The sequence below is a fragment of the Solibacillus ferritrahens genome, assembly GCF_037027585.1.
Taxonomy (GTDB): domain Bacteria; phylum Bacillota; class Bacilli; order Bacillales_A; family Planococcaceae; genus Solibacillus; species Solibacillus ferritrahens.
Genome location: NZ_JAXCLE010000010.1, coordinates 86,069 through 105,395, shown reverse-complemented (window position 1 = coordinate 105,395; position 19,327 = coordinate 86,069). Strand labels below are relative to the sequence as shown.

Genomic DNA, 19,327 nt, shown 5'->3' with positions numbered 1-19,327 from the left:
GTGCTCCCCCTATGTTATATGCTGATTTATAATTGATACCATTTCTGCCAATATGATTAGTAAGGAAATGTTTTAGTAAAAACACATCTTATCGCTTTCTTATCCACAAAAAGATAACCCGTGCCGAATTAGCACGAGTTGAAGTCTTTTTATCTACCAAGATTAATCCTCACCGACGATTTTTACTTCCATCTCTAAATCGATATCGAACTTATCCTTCACGACACGCTGTACCATTTGAATTGTTTCAATATAGTCTTTAGCTGTTGCATTGTTTTTATTTACGATAAATCCGGCATGCTTTGTAGAAACCTCTGCTCCGCCAATGCCTTTCCCCTGCAATTCACTATCCTGAATTAATTTACCTGCGAAGTAACCGGGTGGACGTTTAAATACACTGCCTGCTGACGGGTATTCAAGTGGCTGTTTTGATTCACGCTGAAATGTTAGGTCTGCAATTTTATCATCGATTTCTTGTTGATCGCCTTGCGCTAATTCAAATGTAGCAGACAATACATAATAACCTTTTTTAGCAATAATGCTTTTGCGGTAGGAAAGCTCCAGCTGCTCATTGTTCAATACAATCCGCTCACCTTCAGGCGTTAAAATCGTACAGGCTATAACAACGTCTTTAATTTCTCCACCATATGCTCCGGCGTTCATAGCCATTGCACCACCAATTGATCCTGGTATTCCACATGCAAATTCGAAACCTGTTAAGCTTTTCGCTGCTACTTGCTTTGATACTTCCTTAATTAAAGCTCCACTTTGAGCATAGACAATATTGCCCTCAATACGAATTTCATCCAATAAGGCAAAGTGAAGGACGATTCCGCGGACACCGCCATCACGTACAACCATGTTAGAGCCATTCCCCAGCATCAACAGGGGCACATTATTTTCAGATGCATACTTTACAACAGCTGCTGCTTGTTCTTCAGTTTCTGGTAGCACGAGAATATCTGCCTTACCTCCAAGTTTTGTCATCGTATATTTTTTTAACGTTTCATTTGTTTTTATATTATTTGAAGGTATCCACTGTAATAAATCATTTTCCCATTGTTGAATTGTCATAAAAGCCATTTTCCTTTCCTCAAAAGCTGACATACCTTTTTAGTATCTGTTTTTGACGCGCTTTTTACAAGTAAAACAATATGATTTATAACCAACTTTTCGCCCAATTTTCAATTTCTCTAACCGTTTGTTCAAGTGATTGGCCTTTTTTTGTTAAATTATATTCCACACGAATCGGGACTTCGGAAAATACTTTTCGTTCAACAATGCCCTCTTTTTCAAGTTCCTTTAAACGTTCCGACAATAATCTTCCACTTATCGGCAATGCTGATTCAATCGCATTAAAACGTTGCGGACCTTCCAATAGTTGATAAATAATTAAAGCTGTCCACCGTTTTCCTACAAGTTCCATAGCCTTGGACAAACGTGGACATAATGCTGATTCCTTCATTTTTTTCACCTCAAATTTATTGCTTAAAATAAACTTTATTTAACTCCTTAATATTATATTACCACCTTTTATAGATTACGAAAAGTAAGTAGCTTACTTAGAACTTAATTCATGTTGTAAAAAAATATCTTCTATTTTATGATGGAATTAACATATTGTAATAAATTTGAGGTGAAACTATGACGACTTATTCGGTAGATTTTTTTCATTCATCAATTAATTTTTCCATTAAACACATGATGATTACAAATGTACATGGTACATTTGATTCTTTTGCTGCTCATATAGAGGCGAGTAAAATAGAAGAGTTTAATGATTCTTATATACGCTTTGATATAGATGTAGCGAGTATTAATACACGGGACATTTCAAGGGATCAACATTTAATTTCCGCAGATTTCTTTAATGCTGATCGTTATCCTAAGATTACATTTATAAGTAAAGAAGTTATAAGCGACAATAATCAAATTAAACTACATGGAGATTTAACCATTAAAGATGTTACACGGCCAGTTACTTTCGAGGTAATATATAATGGTTGTATCAAAAATCCATGGGATATCGATACATACGGCTATACTTGCCAAACCGAGATCAATAGAAGCGATTTCAATTTAACATACAATGACTCACTTGAATCGGGGGGACTTTTAATCTCTGAGCAAGTAAAAATTTCCGTCGAATTACAATTAAATAAAAACTAAAAAAGGGGCGCTCACCATATGATGAGCCCCCTTTTTCCAATAAAACTATAAAATTATGCTGTTACTTTCGCTAAGTTTTTAGCTGCAGCTTTTACTTTCTCTAAACCATCAGAAATAATTTGTTCTGCACCTGCCGGATTAGAAGCGTGACCTTCAATAATTACTTCATCAATTTTTTCCATACCATATACGCCGCCAATAACTGCGTTAATATAGTTTACTGACATTTCAGATGGAGCTGCTTCAGGCGAAGAGTAAATACCGCCACGTGCATTTAATACGATATATTTTTTGTCCGTCATTAAGCTTACTAATTGACCTTGTTCGTTATATTTGAATGTATATCCAGCACCGTATGTGTAATCAATGAATGATTGTAATGCAGCTGGGATTGTTAAGTTCCATAATGGGAATGCAAATACAACTACATCTGCAGCTGTTAATGCTTCACGTGATTTATTGAAAGCAGCTAAAGAACCTGCCTCAATTGCCGATAATTCTTCACCCACTTGTGCTTTACCGAATGCGTTGAATAATTCCTGACCAAAATACGGCATGTTTTCTTCAAATACATCAAAAGTTGTTACGTTTACACCTTGTACAGTACCTACTTCAGCCATGAAAGTTTCATACATTTTAGTTGATACACCATCTGGGCGGTTATTTGCTTTTACTACTAATACGTTTGTCATTTTTTTATTGCTCCCTACTAAATTAGTTTATTTATTTTTTGAATTTTTATCTTATTTTTAAACATCTCAAATTCGAGGTACTTTAATATAATAAAATAATATTCAAAGAAAATCAACATGAATACCCTCATACTTTTGACTGAATATAAGATGGCACTTTACGTTTGGGAGCGCTATAAAGTGGGGGTAATTAAATATTGCATGAATCATCGGTACAAGCTGCACCTTTATCCCCCTGCATTTTTAAAGGTTTTCGCAAGCCCAGTTCTTGTGCTGCCTTTTCAATTGTTTGTTCGAACACATCTTGTGGCTGCGCTCCTGAAATACCATACTTATTATCGATAACAAAGAATGGTACACCGCGTACACCTAGATTTTGGGCAATTGCGATGTCGTGCTCCACTTCTTTAATATAGTCATCATTTTCAATAACTTGTCTAGCCTTTTCTATCGATAAATTCACTTCACTTACTAATGATAGGAGGACATCGGTTTGACCAATTGCCTTTCCTTCCAAAAAGTACGCCTTCAAAACTCGTTCAGTAAAATCTTTCCCTTTACCTTCTGATTCAGCCCATTTTGCCAAACGGTGGGCTTTTACTGTGTTTGCACTTTTCATTTCATCAAAATTGTAGACTAATCCAACTTCTTTTGCCCGAGCAGTAACATTAGCAGTCATTTTCTTTACTTCATCCAACGACATTTGATATTTACGTTGTAGCTCTTCATAAACCAAGCTATCCGTATCCACTGGTGTAGTAGGATCCAAAAGGTAGCTTTTATACTCAACTTCAATACTCTCCCCATACCCCAATTCTTCCAAGGCGATTTCGAGCTGTTTTTTGCCGATATAGCAAAATGGGCAAACATAATCAGACCAAACTTCTATTTTCATGCTAATCACTCTCCTTGTCTTGTATTGTAACGAGCTGTGTTGCAAAAGTACAACTTTTCAAATCCAATGCATTCGTAATAGAATTTCCGATTTTTACTCTAGTTGAATAAAAAAACAAAAAATATCCTAAGCTAAAAATAAAAAGGTGATATTTTGAAACAATCGCTTTGGCTCCCAACAGATTCAGGTTTTTCCTCTCCATCCATTCAGGAACCCATTCAATGTGACATCTGCATTATTGGGGGTGGGATTAGTGGGGTATATACTGCTTATTCACTTGCTAAGGAAGGATTTAAAGTTGTACTAATTGAAGCACTTCCACAATTTGCACATGGAACAACTGCCTATTCTACAGGAAAATTAACTGTGCAGCATAATCTTATTTATTCGAAATTAACACCGGAAGATGGGAAAATCTATTATGAAGCAAACAAAAATGCAATCGAAAAGGCCATTTCCGAAAATAGCGGCGGATTTACTAGAGCTACTTCCTATTTATACACTTCCACTTCCCAAGGAAAAGAAAAGCTATTAAATGAAGCTGAGCAATATAAAAAAATCGGTATTCCATTTGTAGCAACAAATGAAACTGAGCTTAATCTTCCTGTAAAATTGGCACTCGGCATAAAAAATGAGGGACAGATTAATCCTGTACAATTCACAAATACTTACGTTCATTTAGCAAGAAAATACGGTGCACAGCTCTATTTAAATACTCGCATTACAAGTATCGAACTACGGAATAACCAGGTTCGTACAAGCAATGGCTACACCGTTCAGTATAATAAACTAATTTTATGCACCCATTATCCAATCGAATCTATTCGCCAACTTTATTCGATAAAACTGCAAGTAAGTCGTTCGTATTTAACTGCTACAAAATATTCTCAGCTGTTAGAGGGTCAATATTTAAGTATTGATGATCAAAGTCGTACCATCCGAAGTGCACTTATCGATAATCAGCCTTACTTCATATACGGAGGCCAGTCCCACTTAGCAGGAGCCACAGGCGAGACCAATCGGTTTTACGAAACATTACAGCATGAGTTGACAGCAGATTTTGAACTGCCTCCATTCGAGTATGCATGGAGCGCACAAGATATTATGACTGCCGACCAGGTCCCTTATATCGGTCAGCTTTCTCCAGACGATGAAAGCCTGTATATTGCAACGGGCTTTAATAAGTGGGGGTTATCGACTTCACTTGTTGCAGGTGATCTTCTTACAGACCTTATAAAAAACGTACCAAATAAAGCATCAAACCTATTCTCTCCACATCGATCGAGCTTTGGTAAGACACTCTATTTCATGCTTCAGACAGGTGGGGTTATTGGCAAGGAGTTCATTGAAGGATATATAAAACGCCCTAAAGCTCCGCGCTGTACCCATTTAGGCTGTAAAACAAGATGGAATGAAGCCGATCAAACGTATGACTGCCCATGTCACGGTTCACGCTATAATGCTGAAGGACAAGTAATAGAAGGTCCTGCTGTTTATCCTTTAGATATCAAAAAATCCGGTAACTCCAATTAAATGGAGTACCGGATTTTTTTAGATTATTTTAAGCCTTCAGTCAATACTGGCACTATTTGCTTTTTACGTGATACAACTCCTGGTAAACTAATGCGTCCATTAACGATTGCTGCTCCAAATGCCTTTGCTGCGTTTTCCGCAACTTGTCCAGCAGCCACTGCTGTTGAATCGTTATTTAAAATATCTGTTACGACGAAGAAGAATAAATCTAACCCGTTCTCCGCTATATTTTTGTTTAATAAGTTTTCAAGCTCTTTTTGACGCCCGAGTACATCTTCAATATCTACAGCGTTTACTTGTGCAACAGTTGCTTTATATTCACCGAATTCAAAAGCTTTTGCATCAAGCGACAATAAATCTTCCAATGATTTATCCGAAAGGTCGGCGCCCGCTTTAAGCATAGCTAAACCATATTGTGCCGAATCAACATTCGCAATCGCAGCTAATTCATTACCTGCTTTAACATCCTGCTCTGTGCATGTAGGCGATTTAAATAATAGCGTATCCGAAATAATAGCTGAAAGCATTAAGCCTGCAATATTAGCTGGGATTTCAACATTATTTTCTTTAAATAATTTATTTAAGATTGTTGCCGTACATCCTACAGGTTCAGCACGGAAGTATAGTGGATCCGCTGTTTGGAAATTAGCAATACGGTGGTGGTCTATTACTTCTGAAATTTGTACTTCCTCTATGCCGTCAGCCGATTGTTGAAATTCGTTATGATCGACCAAAATTACTTGGGTTGCTTCGTCTTTAACATTTCCGATGAGGCGAGGTGCTTCAAAGCCGAACTTTTCCAATGCAAATTTTGTTTCGTTATTTAATTCTCCAAGACGTACCGCCTCTGCATCTAATCCTAACTGTTGCTTTAAGTATGCATAAACAATTGCCGAAGTAATTGTATCTGTATCAGGGTTTTTATGTCCAAAAACTAATGTTTTACTCATAATTGAGCCTCCTATATAAAATACTGTTCGCTCTCCATTTTAACATAATGATATGAAAGTGAAAAACAAGATTTATCATTGGTGGAGAACGTACAAAAAACGTAAAGGCCTAATAATAGCCTTTACGTTTTCTCAGCTCATTGCTGTTAAATTAATTTGCTTTTTTTTAGTGTTGCCTTTATCATCATATCCCTTATATTTCTCTGGATTTAGCATTACCATTGTTTCCACTAAAATATGTAATAAAGAAAATATTGCAATTGTGCACGTCGCTCCGCCTTCTTTTGCCGAAGGAACAATGAGTACTGGATTTGCAGGATCCTTTATAGAAGACAGCTCTTTATCTCGAATCGCAACAATTTTTACATTTTTTCTTTTCGCAATCTCTACTGTTGTTGCCAAATCTTCATAATCATCATTCAATGAAATAACAAATAGTAAAGAGTCTTCATCCATAAATGCTAATTGTTGTGCAATTTTGTCCGCTTCATGTGGAATAAAATATACTTGATCGCGCAGCATTTTTAAATTGCTAAACATCCAAAAAGCAGCTGGTTCCGAGTGTCTAAATCCTAAAAAGTGTATTCTTTTTGATTGATGCAACAATTGTACAACTTCTTCAACATCATGCTCTTTTAATGCATTAAAAGTTTTGGAAATCCCGGCAATATCCTGCTTTACAATTTCAACGCCAATTTGCTTTCTAATTTTATTCTTTGCAACTGCCTTTTTTGCTTCAATCGTTCCCCCTTTTTCAATTAAGTAACCTTTCACTTTGTCCTGAAGGTCACTAAAACCTGAAAGGTCCATTGCATAACAAAATCGAATAACCGTTGATTCACTAACATCTGCAAGCCTACCTACTTCAGAAGCAATTTGTGTAGCAACCACATTCGGATTATCTATAACAAACTGTGCTACTTTACGTTGTCCTTTTGACAATCGAATATATCTTTTTTTAATATCATCACATATACTCAAACTCCACATCTCCCTTTCTTAAAATCATCTTAAATACCCACTAATGAGTTAACATGGTTATGATAACTAAAATAGAAAATGATAACTATTATGATGTAAATTCCGTGCAGTAATTTCTAATAATAAAAAATACATTATCATGAATATTAATAGAATACAATGAGTTTTCTGAAAAAACTTCATTATGCTAAAGAACTGGATATTTTATGTATAAAATAGACAATTATTTGAAAATATATTGTATAAAAGTAAAAATATACCCCTAAAACTAACTGTTCAAATTAAATTAGTTGTATATCATAAACTGTATAAATTATGTTTAAAAGGACCTGTGCATGTTTAATCTGCACAGGTCCTTCCTTTTACTTTTATTGTAATTCAGTTTGTTTTGTTTCTTTTCCTAAGAAAATTACAGCTAACACACCTATAACAATAGCACCACAGAAAATGGTAAATATATAGCTAATATCATACCCTTTTGTTAAAAGTGAGCCGACTAATAACGGTCCAAAAATACCACCAACACGCCCTACTGCCGCAGCCATTCCCGCACCTGTACCGCGTACAATCGCTGGATACTGCTCTGGTGTGTAGGCATATAAAGCTCCCCATGCCCCTAAGTTAAAGAATGAAAGCAACATTCCAGAAATCAGTAAAGTTGTGATTGTTTCGGCACCTCCAAAAACAAATGCACTTGCTGCAGTACCTAACAAATATGTAACCAATACAAATTTACGCCCAAATTTCTCGATAAACCAGGCGGCAGTGAAATAACCTGGCAATTGAGCTAATGTCATTATAAGTACATATTTAAAGCTCGATATTAAGTCGAACCCTTTTCCAACCATTACACTTGGCAACCATAAGAACATACCGTAATAGGAAAACACAACTGTAAACCACAGTATCCAGAGCATAACGGTAGAGCGTGCATACTTTTTTGCCCAAACTTCAGCAATGTTCTGAAATACAGATCGCTTTTTAGACTCTTCTTTTACCCTAAACTGCGGTGAATCAGGTAATTTCATTCGTATATAGATAGCATAAAATGCTGGTATTGCAGTAATTAGTAACGCAACGCGCCATCCTTCAATTGGCCAAAAATCTGCAGGAATTACAAAATAAGATATGATTGCTGCCAATAACCATCCCGCTGCCCAAAAGCTCTCTAATAGAACAACGACTCTTCCTCTTTCTTCTGCTTTCACGCTTTCAGATACTAATGTGGAAGCAACCGGCAATTCTCCACCAAGACCCATTCCTACGAAGAAACGTAAAATTAGAAAAAGGGTTAATGTAGTTGTAAATGCAGACAATCCACTTGCTACAGAAAACAAAATAAGTGTCCACATAAAAATTTGCTTACGGCCTACTTTATCTGCTAGTAGCCCAAACACTAATGCACCTACCATCATACCGATGGAGTTTACACTACCTATCCACCCCATTTGGCTACTGTTTAATCCCCAATCCACTGCAAGTGCAGCAATGATAAAGGAGAGAATACCGACATCCATAGCGTCAAACATCCAACCGACACCAGCAATGCCCAATAATTTATTACGTGATAAAGGCTTTTGTTCATTTACTTCCACCGACATTTACTACTCCACCCTCCATGTGTCTTTACACTTGACTTAACAATATTCTTATCATACATTTCTTTCTTAAAAGTGACAACATCTTTTTTACTTAACAAATTGTTCCGACAATTTATCGATTCCTATTGAAATAAGAGGCACATAGGTTTAAAATGTCTTGTATACAAAAACAAATGTTCATCTACCGAGAACAGAAGGAGTTAAATTGTCTATGTGGAAAGGTCTTATTGAAGAATATAAACAGTATTTACCTATTACTGAAAATACACCTGCTCTCTCTTTAAATGAAGGAAATACTCCCTTAATTCCTTTAGTGAATTTATCGAAGGAACTAGGGATTGAATTATATGGAAAAATAGAAGGCGCCAACCCAACCGGCTCTTTTAAAGATCGGGGTATGGTATTTGCCGTTGCGAAAGCTATTGAAGAAGGTTCAAAAGTAGTTATTTGTGCCTCTACAGGTAATACTTCAGCTGCAGCTGCAGCATATGCAGCACGTGCAGGCATTCAATCAATCGTAGTGATTCCAAAAGGTAAAGTAGCACTTGGAAAATTAGCACAAGCTACAATGTATGGCGCTAAAATTATCGAGATTGATGGTAACTTTGATGATGCATTAAATATTGTGCGCAAAATAGGAGAAACTACTCCAATCGCATTAGTTAATTCAGTTAACCCTTACCGTATTGAAGGGCAAAAAACAGCAGCATTTGAAATAGTTGATCAATTAGGCCAAGCACCGGATTACCTATGCATCCCAGTGGGTAATGCTGGTAATATTACAGCATACTGGAAAGGATTTAAAGAATATAATGAAGCAAAACAAAGCGGTCTGCCAAAAATGTATGGCTTTGAAGCAGAAGGTGCAGCTGCCATCGTAAATGGAGCTCCAATTGCAAATCCAGAAACAGTTGCGACAGCAATTCGCATTGGGAATCCTGCGAGCTGGAAATATGCAGAAGCAGCACGTGATGAATCAGGTGGTTTAATCGAGGCCGTTACAGATGAGGAAATTTTGGAAGCCTATAAGTTAATTGCCCAAAAAGAAGGAATTTTCATTGAACCAGGCTCTGCTGCATCATTAGCAGGTGTCATCAAATCCGTTAAAGCTGGTAAGATTATTCCGGGCAGCAAAGTAGTATCAGTATTTACAGGCAATGGTTTAAAAGATCCTGATACAGCAATGAATGTTTCAACTGTTGACTTAGTTGCACTTAAAAATGATGAACAGGAAATTCGCAGCTATATCGAGAGCGTATTCAGTTTATGAGCAACAGTTGGCAAATCAAAGTCCCAGGCAGTACAGCAAATTTAGGACCTGGATTTGACTCGATTGGTCTTGGACTATCACTTTATTTAACTTTGGAAGTAACTTTACAAAATGAGTGGGAATTTGTTCATATTGGAGACAATGTACCTTCAGATACAACAGTTGAAAAACATTTAATTTATAAAATTGCCCAACAAGTGGGCAAACAGTACAATGCTTCATTACGACCATGCAAAGTTGAAATGAAGAGCGAGCTTCCTCTAGCAAGAGGACTCGGCAGTAGTGCAGCAGCTATAGTTGCGGCCATCGAGTTAGCGAATATTTTAGGAGAGTTAAACTTATCGACACAGGACAAGTTGAATATTTCCTCTCAAATTGAAGGACATCCTGATAATGCTACTGCCTCTGTATTAGGGGGGCTAACTATTTCTTCTATGGATGAACAAGGAAATGTCGATACTCTTCATATTCAGGAAATGGATGCAGCATTTGTAGTGTTTATTCCAAATGTTGAGTTAAAAACATCTGATTCACGTGGTGTTTTACCAAGCCAATTAGAGCGGGGCTATGCTGTCCGAGCAAGTGCAAATGCAAATATGCTGGCGGCTTCTCTAATTGCCAAAGATTATGTACGTATCGGGCGTTATATGGAGGCGGATTTATTCCATGAGCCGTTCCGTGCAGAGCTTATACCAAACTACAACGAAATTCATGAAGCAGCAAAATTGGCCGGAGCCTACGGGACTGCATTAAGTGGTGCGGGGCCAACATTAATTTCCATCATTCCACTATCGATACAAGGACAATTTATTGAAGCTATGAAAAAGCAATTTCCTACACATCAAATTGTTTTAACGACAGGAGCTTCTGCAGGAATACAAGTCACTACTTATTCAAATAGTAATTAAAATACACCAGGGTCGCAAAATTTAGTTATTAAATTTGCGACCCTTTTTTAGTTAGATGAAGCCCACTAACTTTGCCCTCTACAAACAATGTTCACTTATCTTTCATCCCAAAATATGCATAATTCCTTTCAATATTGGGTATATTAATAAATCTACTGTTAGAAAGGGGTAATGTTTATGAAAATTGCAGTTATTGGTGCTGCTGGTAAAGCAGGGACTCATATTTTACGTGAGGCTTTAATGAGAAATTACGATGTAACAGCTATTGTAAAAAATAAGGCAACATTACAGGAAGATAATATAGCAATTATAGAAAGCGACTTGTTTAATTTGACGAAAGAGCAAATTGAACCTTTTGATATTTTAATTAATGCCTTTGCCCCACTACCGGGGGAAGAACATTTGCATGTAACGGCGGGAGAATTCTTAATTTCCTTATTAGAAGGAACGAATAAAAAGCTATTTGTTGTAGGTAGCTCAGGCTGTCTATTTGTGAACCGCGAAAAGACCGTTCGCCTTATGGACCTGGAAGATTATCCAGAAGACCTTGTTGACACAGCAAGGGCACAATTACAAAATTTACAGGATTTAGAAAGTTCCTCAATCCAATGGTCCTTTGCGATTCCTTCAGCTATGTTCGATTCTGACGGACCGCGTACAGGTCATTATATTAAAGGGGCCGAGAAAATTTTAGTAAACTCACAATTTAACAGTTATATTAGTTATGCAGACTTTGCCGTAGCATTGCTCGATGAAATAGAAAAAAATGAATACCCGAATACAACTTTTACTGTTGCATCTGAAAATGTAACAGCTGCTTCCTAGAAACAAACACACTTAAGCCAGCATCCGGTTGATGATGCTGGCTTTTACACTGTCCTGATTAAGTTAACATTACTAGGCTTATTGCCATAACGGCCATACCTGCCACTAAACCATAAATAGACGAATGGGCTTCATCGTATTTTTTGGCAGCCGGGAGTAATTCATCAATAGAAATGAAGACCATAATACCAGCAACACCGGCAAAAATAATACCAAACATTGTATCAGTCATAAACTGCATAAGTAAAAAATAAGCGATTAATGCACCTAAAGGCTCTGATAAACCCGAAGCAAACGACCATTTAAACGCCTTCATCCGCTTCCCTGTTGCATAAAAAATAGGAATGGCTACAGCTATACCTTCTGGGATATTATGAATAGCTACAGCAATGGCAATGGCAATTCCTACATTGGGATCTTGTAAAACCGCCATAAAAGTAGCAATACCTTCTGGGAAGTTATGAATGGCAATCGCCATTGCTGTGAAGAGCCCCATCTTCATTAGACGGTCAGCTTCTACTTCTTCATTACCAATTAATTGTGCTTTTTGAACATCTTCTACAGATTTTACTTCATGGGGATTGTTGCCCTTTGGAATAAAGCGATCAATTAATGCAATTAAAAGCATCCCCCCGAAGAATCCAAACAAAGTATACCAATATCCAGTCGTTTCCCCATGAACGTTCACTAATGAATCTTTTGCTTTCACAAAAATTTCAATAAGCGATACATATATCATGACCCCAGCTGAAAATCCTAAGGCAATTGATAAAAACTTTTTATTCGTACGCGTTGTAAAAAAGGCTATTAAGCTACCGATTCCTGTAGCAAGCCCTGCAAACAACGTTAACCCTAAAGCTAATAATACGTTATCATCCATACAATTCTCCTTTGTAATTTATTCATTTCTAAAATTATATGCCAGATGTTTCCTTAATGCAACTTTTTTTATCCAGGTAACATCTTATGTAACAAACCAACTTTCAGTTTAAAAAAAGAATCCCTACTATTTAGGAATTCCCTTGTTTAAGACGATGTTTACTAGACTCATACCATAATACGCAAATAATAAACCAACTATAACCTATACTCCATCCAGCTAAGACGTCTGTTGGATAGTGTCGACCTTCAGCAATACGTGCTAAACCAATAAAGAAAGCTAATACAATCGCTATACTCCATATAGTCATTGCCTTTAAATTACTATTAGTCATATTAGAAAATAAGTATGCTATGGTGAACAAATACAGCACACTCATTTGAGAATGCCCAGATGGAAAGCTATATGTACTAAGCTGATCTAAAATCTCCGGTCGAGGTCTTTCAAAAAAATGCTTTAAAAGTTGATTAATACTGTTCCCCACTCCGATTGTTAACAAAGTAAATAACATACCACGGTAATTTCTTTTGCAAATTCCTAGAAAGAGTAAAAGGAGGACAGTAATCATTATAATAAATTCCGTTTCACCTAAATAGTGGAATAGAATAATACTCTCATTACCACGTAGTATAGATTGAATTTTTGCATCCATTGTTTCAAAGTTTGCTGTTCTATAATTCAAAGAAATTATGATAAATACAGCCAGAGTGACTAGTGCGAATAAATAAGCCCCTTTTTTCAATAACATCCACCTCTTTCTATATACATCTATTCTTTTACCCGAAATTATATACACTATATAAAAAAACAAAAAACTACTTTGCCAAAATTTTCAGCAAAGTAGTTTTACAAGTTTAATTATTCTACAACAGTGTAATTTCCGTGCTCCATCGAAATGACGAATTCCGGCTTTGGAGGTTTACCACCATGTTCTTTTATTTTCGCTTTATGGCCAGCGATATGTTCAGGGCTCTTTTCCCAAGCCTTCCATGCTTCTTCGGATTCCCAACGGATGATCATGACCACTTCTTCTTCACCACGGCGAACATTTTTCACCAATAATTCGCGACCAATAAAACCTTCGCGTTGTTCCAATTTCGATGGACCTTGATCCGGCTTTCTACTAAAACGTTCAATAATTTTTTCTGAGTTTCCCTCAGTTACAACCCATTTACGTATTTGTACAAACATAATCTATCGCTCCTTTTCTTTAAAAAAAGCATGCCTCAAAATGAGACATGCCCTATTTATAATATTATTTTAATTCGTTTAAGATTTCATCTAATTTTTCTGCTTCAGTTGTTACACCGTTAGAAGAGAAGTACCAGTTTACACCATCAAGATAAACGATTTTACCTTCTTTGTAAGCACGAGTCTTTTTGATGATATCATTTTCGATGTCAGCTTTAATAGTATCTACATCAGAAGCTGTACGGTCGATGATTAATAATACTTCTGGATCTACAGAAAGGATTGACTCATAAGAGAAGTCTGAACCGTGTGATGATGCTTTAATATCTGTAGTTGAAGGTTTGAAACCAAAGTCATTGTATACATATGCGAAACGAGAATCTTCACCGTTATCGAAACCTGAGATTTTTTTGTCGTTGTACATTGCTACTAATGCATTTTCATAGCCAGCCGCTTTTTCTTTCACTTCATCGACTTTAGTTTGTAAGCTTGCTTTTAACTCTTCAGCTTTTTCTTCTTTACCGAAGATTTTTGCTGCTAAGTCTACAGTTTCAAATACACCGTCAACATAATTTGAGTTATCAGAACCGATGAATACTACGTTTGGAGTGATTTCTTTTAACTCTTCATAGAATGGAGCCTGACGACCAGAAATGAAAATTGCATCTGGGTTAGCAGCTGCTACTTTCTCAAAGTCGATTTGCTTTAAAGTACCAACGTCTGCTACTGAATCTGTTACGTATTTCTCTTTAAGATGCGCCGGGATATTCCCTTTACCACCGTTTGCAGCAATACCAACAATTCCTTCAACGCCTAATGCATCAAGTGTATCTAAGAAACCGTAGTCAAGTACTACGATGTTTTTTGGCATTTCTTCAAATGTTACATCTTCAAAGGAAACTGATTTTCCATCCTCTGTTTCACTGCCTGCTGATAATGGAGAAACTGACATTGGGAATGCTGCTGTTTCTGTTGATGCAGATGTTTCACTGTTTTCAGTTGCAGTTGGTTCATTTGTTTCAGTCGCCTTTTCTTCATCTGAACCACACGCTGCTAGCATTAAAGTTAATGCTGCTGCCGTTAAAAATTTCCACTTTTTCATGTTAAAATTTCCTCCTACTTTTCTCTCAATCGAGAGTGATAATCGTTTTCAATTAACTAACGTAAGTCTAAATCAACTGTTTAATGTTGTCAATTGTTTTTATGAAATTAATATTCATTCTCATTTAATGTCAGAAAATAAATGCATAAGCGAGAATAACCTATACATTTACTTGTTTTTAGCTATGAGAATTAAAGTATACACAAATTCTACAGCCATCTTGTTCTTGAACCGGAATATGCATATCATACACTTCCCGCAGTGCTTCTGAATTAATAATGTCATTAGTTGGACCATCTTTTACAAGACGTCCATCTTTTAAAGCGACAATACGATCCGAATACACAGAAGCAAAGTTAATGTCATGCAATACAATCACAACAGTTTTCCCTAATTCATCTACAAGCTTGCGTAAAATCTTCATAATTTGAACGGAGTGCTTCATATCCAGATTGTTTAATGGCTCATCCAACAAAATATACTCAGTATCTTGTGCAATTACCATCGAGATAAAAGCACGTTGCTTTTGACCACCAGATAATTCATCTAAAAATTTATGTTCCATATCGCCCAATGTCATATATTCAATTGCACGATCAATATGTTCTTCGTCCTCTGGTGTTAAACGCCCTTTTGAATAAGGATAACGGCCAAATGCCACGAGCTCACGTACAGTTAATCGTACATTTAAATGATTTGACTGACGTAAAATAGCCACACGTTTAGCAAAATCATTAGATTTCATTTTTTTCACATCACTTTGATCCAAAAATACCTCTCCTGTATCTGAATCAAGCAATCGGCTTACCATGGATAATAATGTTGACTTACCGGCACCGTTTGGTCCAATAAATGAAGTGATTGCTTTTGGCTGGATAGTTAATGATACGTTTTCAACAACTGGTTTCTTTCCAAAGCTTTTAGAAAGCCCTTTAATTTCAATCATCCTGCTTTCCTACTTTCCTTCAGTATTAGATAAATAAAGTACAATCCACCGATAAAGTTTATAATTACGCTTATCGTTGTACTTAATTGGAACACATGCAGTACTAAAAACTGCCCACCGACAAGTGCAATAATACTAATGAGACTTGCACCCACAATTAAAACGGAATGCTTGTACGTAGCAAAAAATTGATACGCTAAGTTTGAAACGATTAATCCTAAAAACGTAATTGGACCGACAAGCGCAGTAGATGTTGCAATTAGCACAGAAGATAAAATTAGCACTTTCAATACAATTTTATCGTAATTTACACCTAAGTTTATTGCATTTTCACGTCCTAATGACATTACATCTAAATCCCTTAATAAACGATAACCGTATATAAACGAAGCCACTAATATAACGATAGCAATAAGTAAAAGCTCAGTTTTCACATTCATAAAGCTCGCAAATAAACGAGATTGTAAGCTTTCATATTCTACCGGGTCAATAATTACTTGTAAAAATGTTACTAAGCTACCGAGCAGTGTCCCTATGATCATCCCTGCTAGCAGCAGTAGGAAGATTGGATGCTTATCTGCCCTGAATAGAAATCTGTATAAAATAAGTGCGAATAAAACCATCGCAGCAATTGATAATCCAAAATTTAAATAACGACTTACTACAAATATAGAAGCAGACCCTGCAAAGAAGAATATGACTGTCTGTACGACTTCATACATCGAGTCAACACCCATCATTGAAGGTGTTAATAACCGATTATGCGTAACCGTCTGGAATGTTACTGTTGCATACGCAATGGCAGTACCGGTAATAATCATTGCCAATACGCGTTCTACACGTTTTGGAAAGGCGTAACTAAATCCACCTTGAATATTATATAGACAAAATAACAGTATACTAATAATCGCGATTATAGCTAAAACAATAAGCTTCGTCCTATTTTTTCGCATATGCTTTCCCCCTAAACAACATTACTAAGAAGATTGCACTGCCGATTACCGCAACCGTTGTGTTTACAGGAATCTCAAACGGATACACAATAAGACGACTCAAGATATCACACATCAATAGGAATGCTGCCCCTAAGAAAATTGTATGTGGAATCGTTTTACGTAAATTGTCTCCCATATATAATGAAACTATGTTTGGCACAATTAACCCTAAGAAAGGAATAATCCCCACTGTTAATACTACAGTTGTTGAAATAATCGCGACAAGCACTAAACCGAGATTTAACACAGTACGGTAGCTCAACCCTAGATTTTTCGCAAAATCTTCTCCCATTCCTGCCACTGTAAACTTATTTGCATATAAGTAAGCAAGAATAATCGCCGGGACAGCTACATAAAGCAACTCATAACGTCCTGAAACAACAAGTGTAAAACTCCCTAAAAAGAATGTATCTACACTTTGTAAAACATCTGCTTCATAAGCAATAAATGTGGATATCGCACCAATAATATTCCCATACATAATCCCGATTAGAGGCACAAAAATTACATCTTTAAATTTAATGCTTTCCAGAAGGCGCATGAAAATCATCATACCAATAAGCGCGAATGTAAAACTAAAGAGAATTTTCTCCATATAACCTACACTTGTGAAAAATACCATCGATACTACAATACCTAGTTTAGCCGCATCCAGTGTACCGGATGTTGTCGGTGATACGAATTTATTACGGCTTAAACTTTGCATAATTAAGCCTGAAATACCCATCCCTGCCCCAGCAAGTATGATCGCCATTAATCGCGGCACTCGACTCATCAGGAAAATTTGTGTCTTATCTGAATCCCAATCCAATAAATCAGATGGTTTTATGTCGATTGCCCCAATAAATAATGATATAAAGGACAGAACGATGGTTGCTGCAACGAGCATCCAAAGTCTCATTTCATTTTCCCACTATTCTTTATATATTTTTATTTTTATTTTAATTCAACTAGACAAACGCTGCTGAATTTTGAGTGAACTAATAAATCTGATTGCCATACGCCAAGATATATTCACTGATTCTCAATGAAAATGAGAATCATTTCTTTCCCTACATCATTATATAATTGCTAATAATGAAAATCAAACGCACGATTTAAAAATAAGGCACTTTTGAATAACCAATATAATGAAAATTGTATTTTAAGAGCAATTAGTCGCTTTATTTACAAGTTACAGTATATATAGGAAATTAGATGAAACAAGAAAAAACCACAAATTTTAATTCGTGGTTTGCATCTATATCCGATATGTCGTTTTATTGACACTATACTTTTCCAATAATGCACGATTTACTTCATAGCCGATTCCATGTTTTTTGGGAACTTTAATATAGCCATTTTCTACTGTTACTTCTGGGCTAATAATATCTTCGTACCAATAACGACTTGAGGCAGCAGTATCCCCTGGCATTATAAAATTAGCTAGACTAGTAATGGCAACATTATGCGCTCGGCCTATTCCTGCTTCAAGCATCCCCCCACACCATACGGGAATATGGTGCTCCATGCAATAATCATGAATGCGCTTCGCTTCACTGATACCGCCTACTCGTGCAATTTTAATGTTTATTACACCACAGCTCCCCAGCTGAATAGCCTTACGTGTATCCTCTAGAGAAGTAATGCTTTCATCCAAACAAATCGGTGTCTTGATTTGCTTTTGTAATAATGCATGGTCGACTAAATCATCATGGGCAAGTGGCTGTTCGATCATCATTAAATTAAATTCATCCAGCTTTTTTAAACTTTCCATATCATCTAATGTATACGCTGAGTTTGCATCCGCCATTAAAGGAATGGTAGGAAATGCTTGGCGAATTGTATGTAAAAGTTCAATATCTTTTCCAGGTTTGATTTTTACTTTTATTCGTTTATAGCCTTCATCCAAATAATGCTGAATCGTTTGGATAAGCTGTTCATCTGTAGGCTGTAAACCAATACTAATTCCCACTTCGATTTTTTCCTGGGACCCACCAATGACATGCGCTAATGGTTGGTTCATTAATTGGGCATAAATATCCCATACTGCGCCTTCAATTGCTGCTTTTGCCATATTATTGCGACGAATGGATCGAAACATGTCAAACACTTCATCTGGATGCTTCAATTCAGCTCCCAATAACGCCGGAATTAAAAAATCTTCCAGCATATGGCGGGAAGTTTTAAAAGTTTCTTCTGTGTAGGATGGTTCTTCAAAAGCAACGCCCTCTCCCCAACCGACAAAACCACTTTCATCCTTCGCCTCCAATACTAAAAATCGCTTATCTTGCATTGACCCTAAGCTCGTTGTAAAAGGCGTTTTCATTCGCATTATAAGTTCATGCATCGTGACTTCCACTAATTTCATGTTCATTGCTCCTACTGATTCATTACTTTAAAAGTTTTT

General features: G+C 36.5%; 20 protein-coding genes. 5 read left to right on the top strand and 15 right to left on the bottom strand.

The window, feature by feature from the left end; translation table 11 throughout:
* Positions 1-162: 162 nt before the first annotated feature.
* Positions 163-1,074, bottom strand: coding sequence for a UDP-N-acetylmuramate dehydrogenase (murB, locus tag SNE38_RS11530; protein WP_191704328.1), 912 nt, complete (start codon positions 1,072-1,074; stop codon positions 163-165).
* Between the two features lie 85 nt (positions 1,075-1,159).
* Positions 1,160-1,465 (bottom strand): winged helix-turn-helix transcriptional regulator, encoded by a 306-nt coding sequence (locus tag SNE38_RS11525; RefSeq protein ID WP_191704290.1) that lies wholly within the window; start codon positions 1,463-1,465, stop codon positions 1,160-1,162.
* A gap of 179 nt (positions 1,466-1,644) precedes the next feature.
* Between SNE38_RS11525 and SNE38_RS11520 the strand changes: the two genes are divergently transcribed.
* Positions 1,645-2,169, top strand: a complete 525-nt coding sequence (locus SNE38_RS11520) for a YceI family protein (RefSeq protein WP_191704289.1) — start codon at positions 1,645-1,647, stop codon at positions 2,167-2,169.
* 53 nt (positions 2,170-2,222) lie between these two features.
* Here the strand turns inward: SNE38_RS11520 and SNE38_RS11515 are convergent, their stop codons facing one another.
* Both SNE38_RS11515 and SNE38_RS11510 read right to left on the bottom strand, forming a co-directional pair.
* Positions 2,223-2,861, bottom strand: coding sequence for an FMN-dependent NADH-azoreductase (locus SNE38_RS11515; protein ID WP_336046532.1), 639 nt, complete (start codon positions 2,859-2,861; stop codon positions 2,223-2,225).
* Between the two features lie 190 nt (positions 2,862-3,051).
* Positions 3,052-3,756, bottom strand: coding sequence for a DsbA family oxidoreductase (locus SNE38_RS11510; RefSeq protein WP_191704287.1), 705 nt, complete (start codon positions 3,754-3,756; stop codon positions 3,052-3,054).
* Between the two features lie 153 nt (positions 3,757-3,909).
* Here SNE38_RS11510 and SNE38_RS11505 point away from each other — a divergent pair, with 153 nt between their 5' ends.
* Positions 3,910-5,289, top strand: a complete 1,380-nt coding sequence (locus SNE38_RS11505; RefSeq protein ID WP_191704286.1) for an FAD-dependent oxidoreductase — start codon at positions 3,910-3,912, stop codon at positions 5,287-5,289.
* A 23-nt stretch (positions 5,290-5,312) separates the two neighbouring features.
* On the opposite strand, the gene SNE38_RS11500 is transcribed toward SNE38_RS11505, so the two are convergent.
* The 3 genes from SNE38_RS11500 to SNE38_RS11490 all read right to left on the bottom strand — a co-directional run bounded on the left by SNE38_RS11500 (position 5,313) and on the right by SNE38_RS11490 (position 8,821).
* Positions 5,313-6,239, bottom strand: a complete 927-nt coding sequence (locus tag SNE38_RS11500; protein WP_191704285.1) for a manganese-dependent inorganic pyrophosphatase — start codon at positions 6,237-6,239, stop codon at positions 5,313-5,315.
* Positions 6,240-6,371: 132 nt separating this feature from the next.
* Positions 6,372-7,229, bottom strand: coding sequence for a MurR/RpiR family transcriptional regulator (locus tag SNE38_RS11495; protein WP_404829024.1), 858 nt, complete (start codon positions 7,227-7,229; stop codon positions 6,372-6,374).
* Positions 7,230-7,588: 359 nt separating this feature from the next.
* Entirely contained in the window at positions 7,589-8,821 is a 1,233-nt protein-coding gene (locus tag SNE38_RS11490) for an MFS transporter (RefSeq protein ID WP_191704283.1), read from the bottom strand.
* Between the two features lie 211 nt (positions 8,822-9,032).
* Here SNE38_RS11490 and thrC point away from each other — a divergent pair, with 211 nt between their 5' ends.
* From thrC to SNE38_RS11475, 3 genes are all read left to right on the top strand, one after another.
* Positions 9,033-10,091: a threonine synthase gene (thrC, locus tag SNE38_RS11485; RefSeq protein WP_336046531.1), complete on the top strand. Its 1,059-nt coding sequence runs from the start codon at positions 9,033-9,035 to the stop codon at positions 10,089-10,091.
* Positions 10,088-10,999, top strand: a complete 912-nt coding sequence (thrB, locus tag SNE38_RS11480; protein ID WP_191704281.1) for a homoserine kinase — start codon at positions 10,088-10,090, stop codon at positions 10,997-10,999. Before thrC ends, thrB begins: the two co-directional genes overlap by 4 nt.
* Positions 11,000-11,176: 177 nt before the next feature.
* Complete coding sequence (locus SNE38_RS11475) at positions 11,177-11,824, top strand: NAD(P)-dependent oxidoreductase (RefSeq protein WP_191704280.1); 648 nt, start codon at positions 11,177-11,179, stop codon at positions 11,822-11,824.
* Positions 11,825-11,882: 58 nt separating this feature from the next.
* Here the strand turns inward: SNE38_RS11475 and zupT are convergent, their stop codons facing one another.
* From zupT to menC, 8 genes are all read right to left on the bottom strand, one after another.
* Positions 11,883-12,704 carry a zinc transporter ZupT gene (gene zupT / locus SNE38_RS11470; RefSeq protein WP_336046529.1) on the bottom strand — a complete coding sequence of 274 codons (822 nt, stop codon included), beginning with the start codon at positions 12,702-12,704 and terminating at the stop codon, positions 11,883-11,885.
* Positions 12,705-12,834: 130 nt separating this feature from the next.
* Positions 12,835-13,446 carry a phosphatase PAP2 family protein gene (locus SNE38_RS11465; RefSeq protein ID WP_336046528.1) on the bottom strand — a complete coding sequence of 204 codons (612 nt, stop codon included), beginning with the start codon at positions 13,444-13,446 and terminating at the stop codon, positions 12,835-12,837.
* 116 nt (positions 13,447-13,562) lie between these two features.
* The gene (locus SNE38_RS11460; RefSeq protein WP_191701387.1) at positions 13,563-13,895 is read right to left on the bottom strand and encodes an antibiotic biosynthesis monooxygenase family protein; all 333 of its coding nucleotides are present in this window, start codon (positions 13,893-13,895) and stop codon (positions 13,563-13,565) included.
* A 64-nt stretch (positions 13,896-13,959) separates the two neighbouring features.
* Positions 13,960-14,997, bottom strand: coding sequence for a siderophore ABC transporter substrate-binding protein (locus SNE38_RS11455; protein ID WP_336046527.1), 1,038 nt, complete (start codon positions 14,995-14,997; stop codon positions 13,960-13,962).
* Positions 14,998-15,175: 178 nt separating this feature from the next.
* Positions 15,176-15,943: an iron ABC transporter ATP-binding protein gene (locus tag SNE38_RS11450; RefSeq protein ID WP_336046526.1), complete on the bottom strand. Its 768-nt coding sequence runs from the start codon at positions 15,941-15,943 to the stop codon at positions 15,176-15,178.
* Positions 15,940-16,896: an iron chelate uptake ABC transporter family permease subunit gene (locus tag SNE38_RS11445; RefSeq protein ID WP_191704275.1), complete on the bottom strand. Its 957-nt coding sequence runs from the start codon at positions 16,894-16,896 to the stop codon at positions 15,940-15,942. The genes SNE38_RS11450 and SNE38_RS11445 overlap by 4 nt, the downstream gene beginning before the upstream one ends.
* Positions 16,883-17,839, bottom strand: coding sequence for an ABC transporter permease (locus tag SNE38_RS11440; RefSeq protein WP_191704274.1), 957 nt, complete (start codon positions 17,837-17,839; stop codon positions 16,883-16,885). Before SNE38_RS11440 ends, SNE38_RS11445 begins: the two co-directional genes overlap by 14 nt.
* Before the next feature lie 339 nt (positions 17,840-18,178).
* On the bottom strand, positions 18,179-19,288 hold the full coding sequence (gene menC / locus SNE38_RS11435) for an o-succinylbenzoate synthase (protein ID WP_191704273.1): 1,110 nt from the start codon (positions 19,286-19,288) through the stop codon (positions 18,179-18,181).
* Positions 19,289-19,327: the final 39 nt, after the last annotated feature.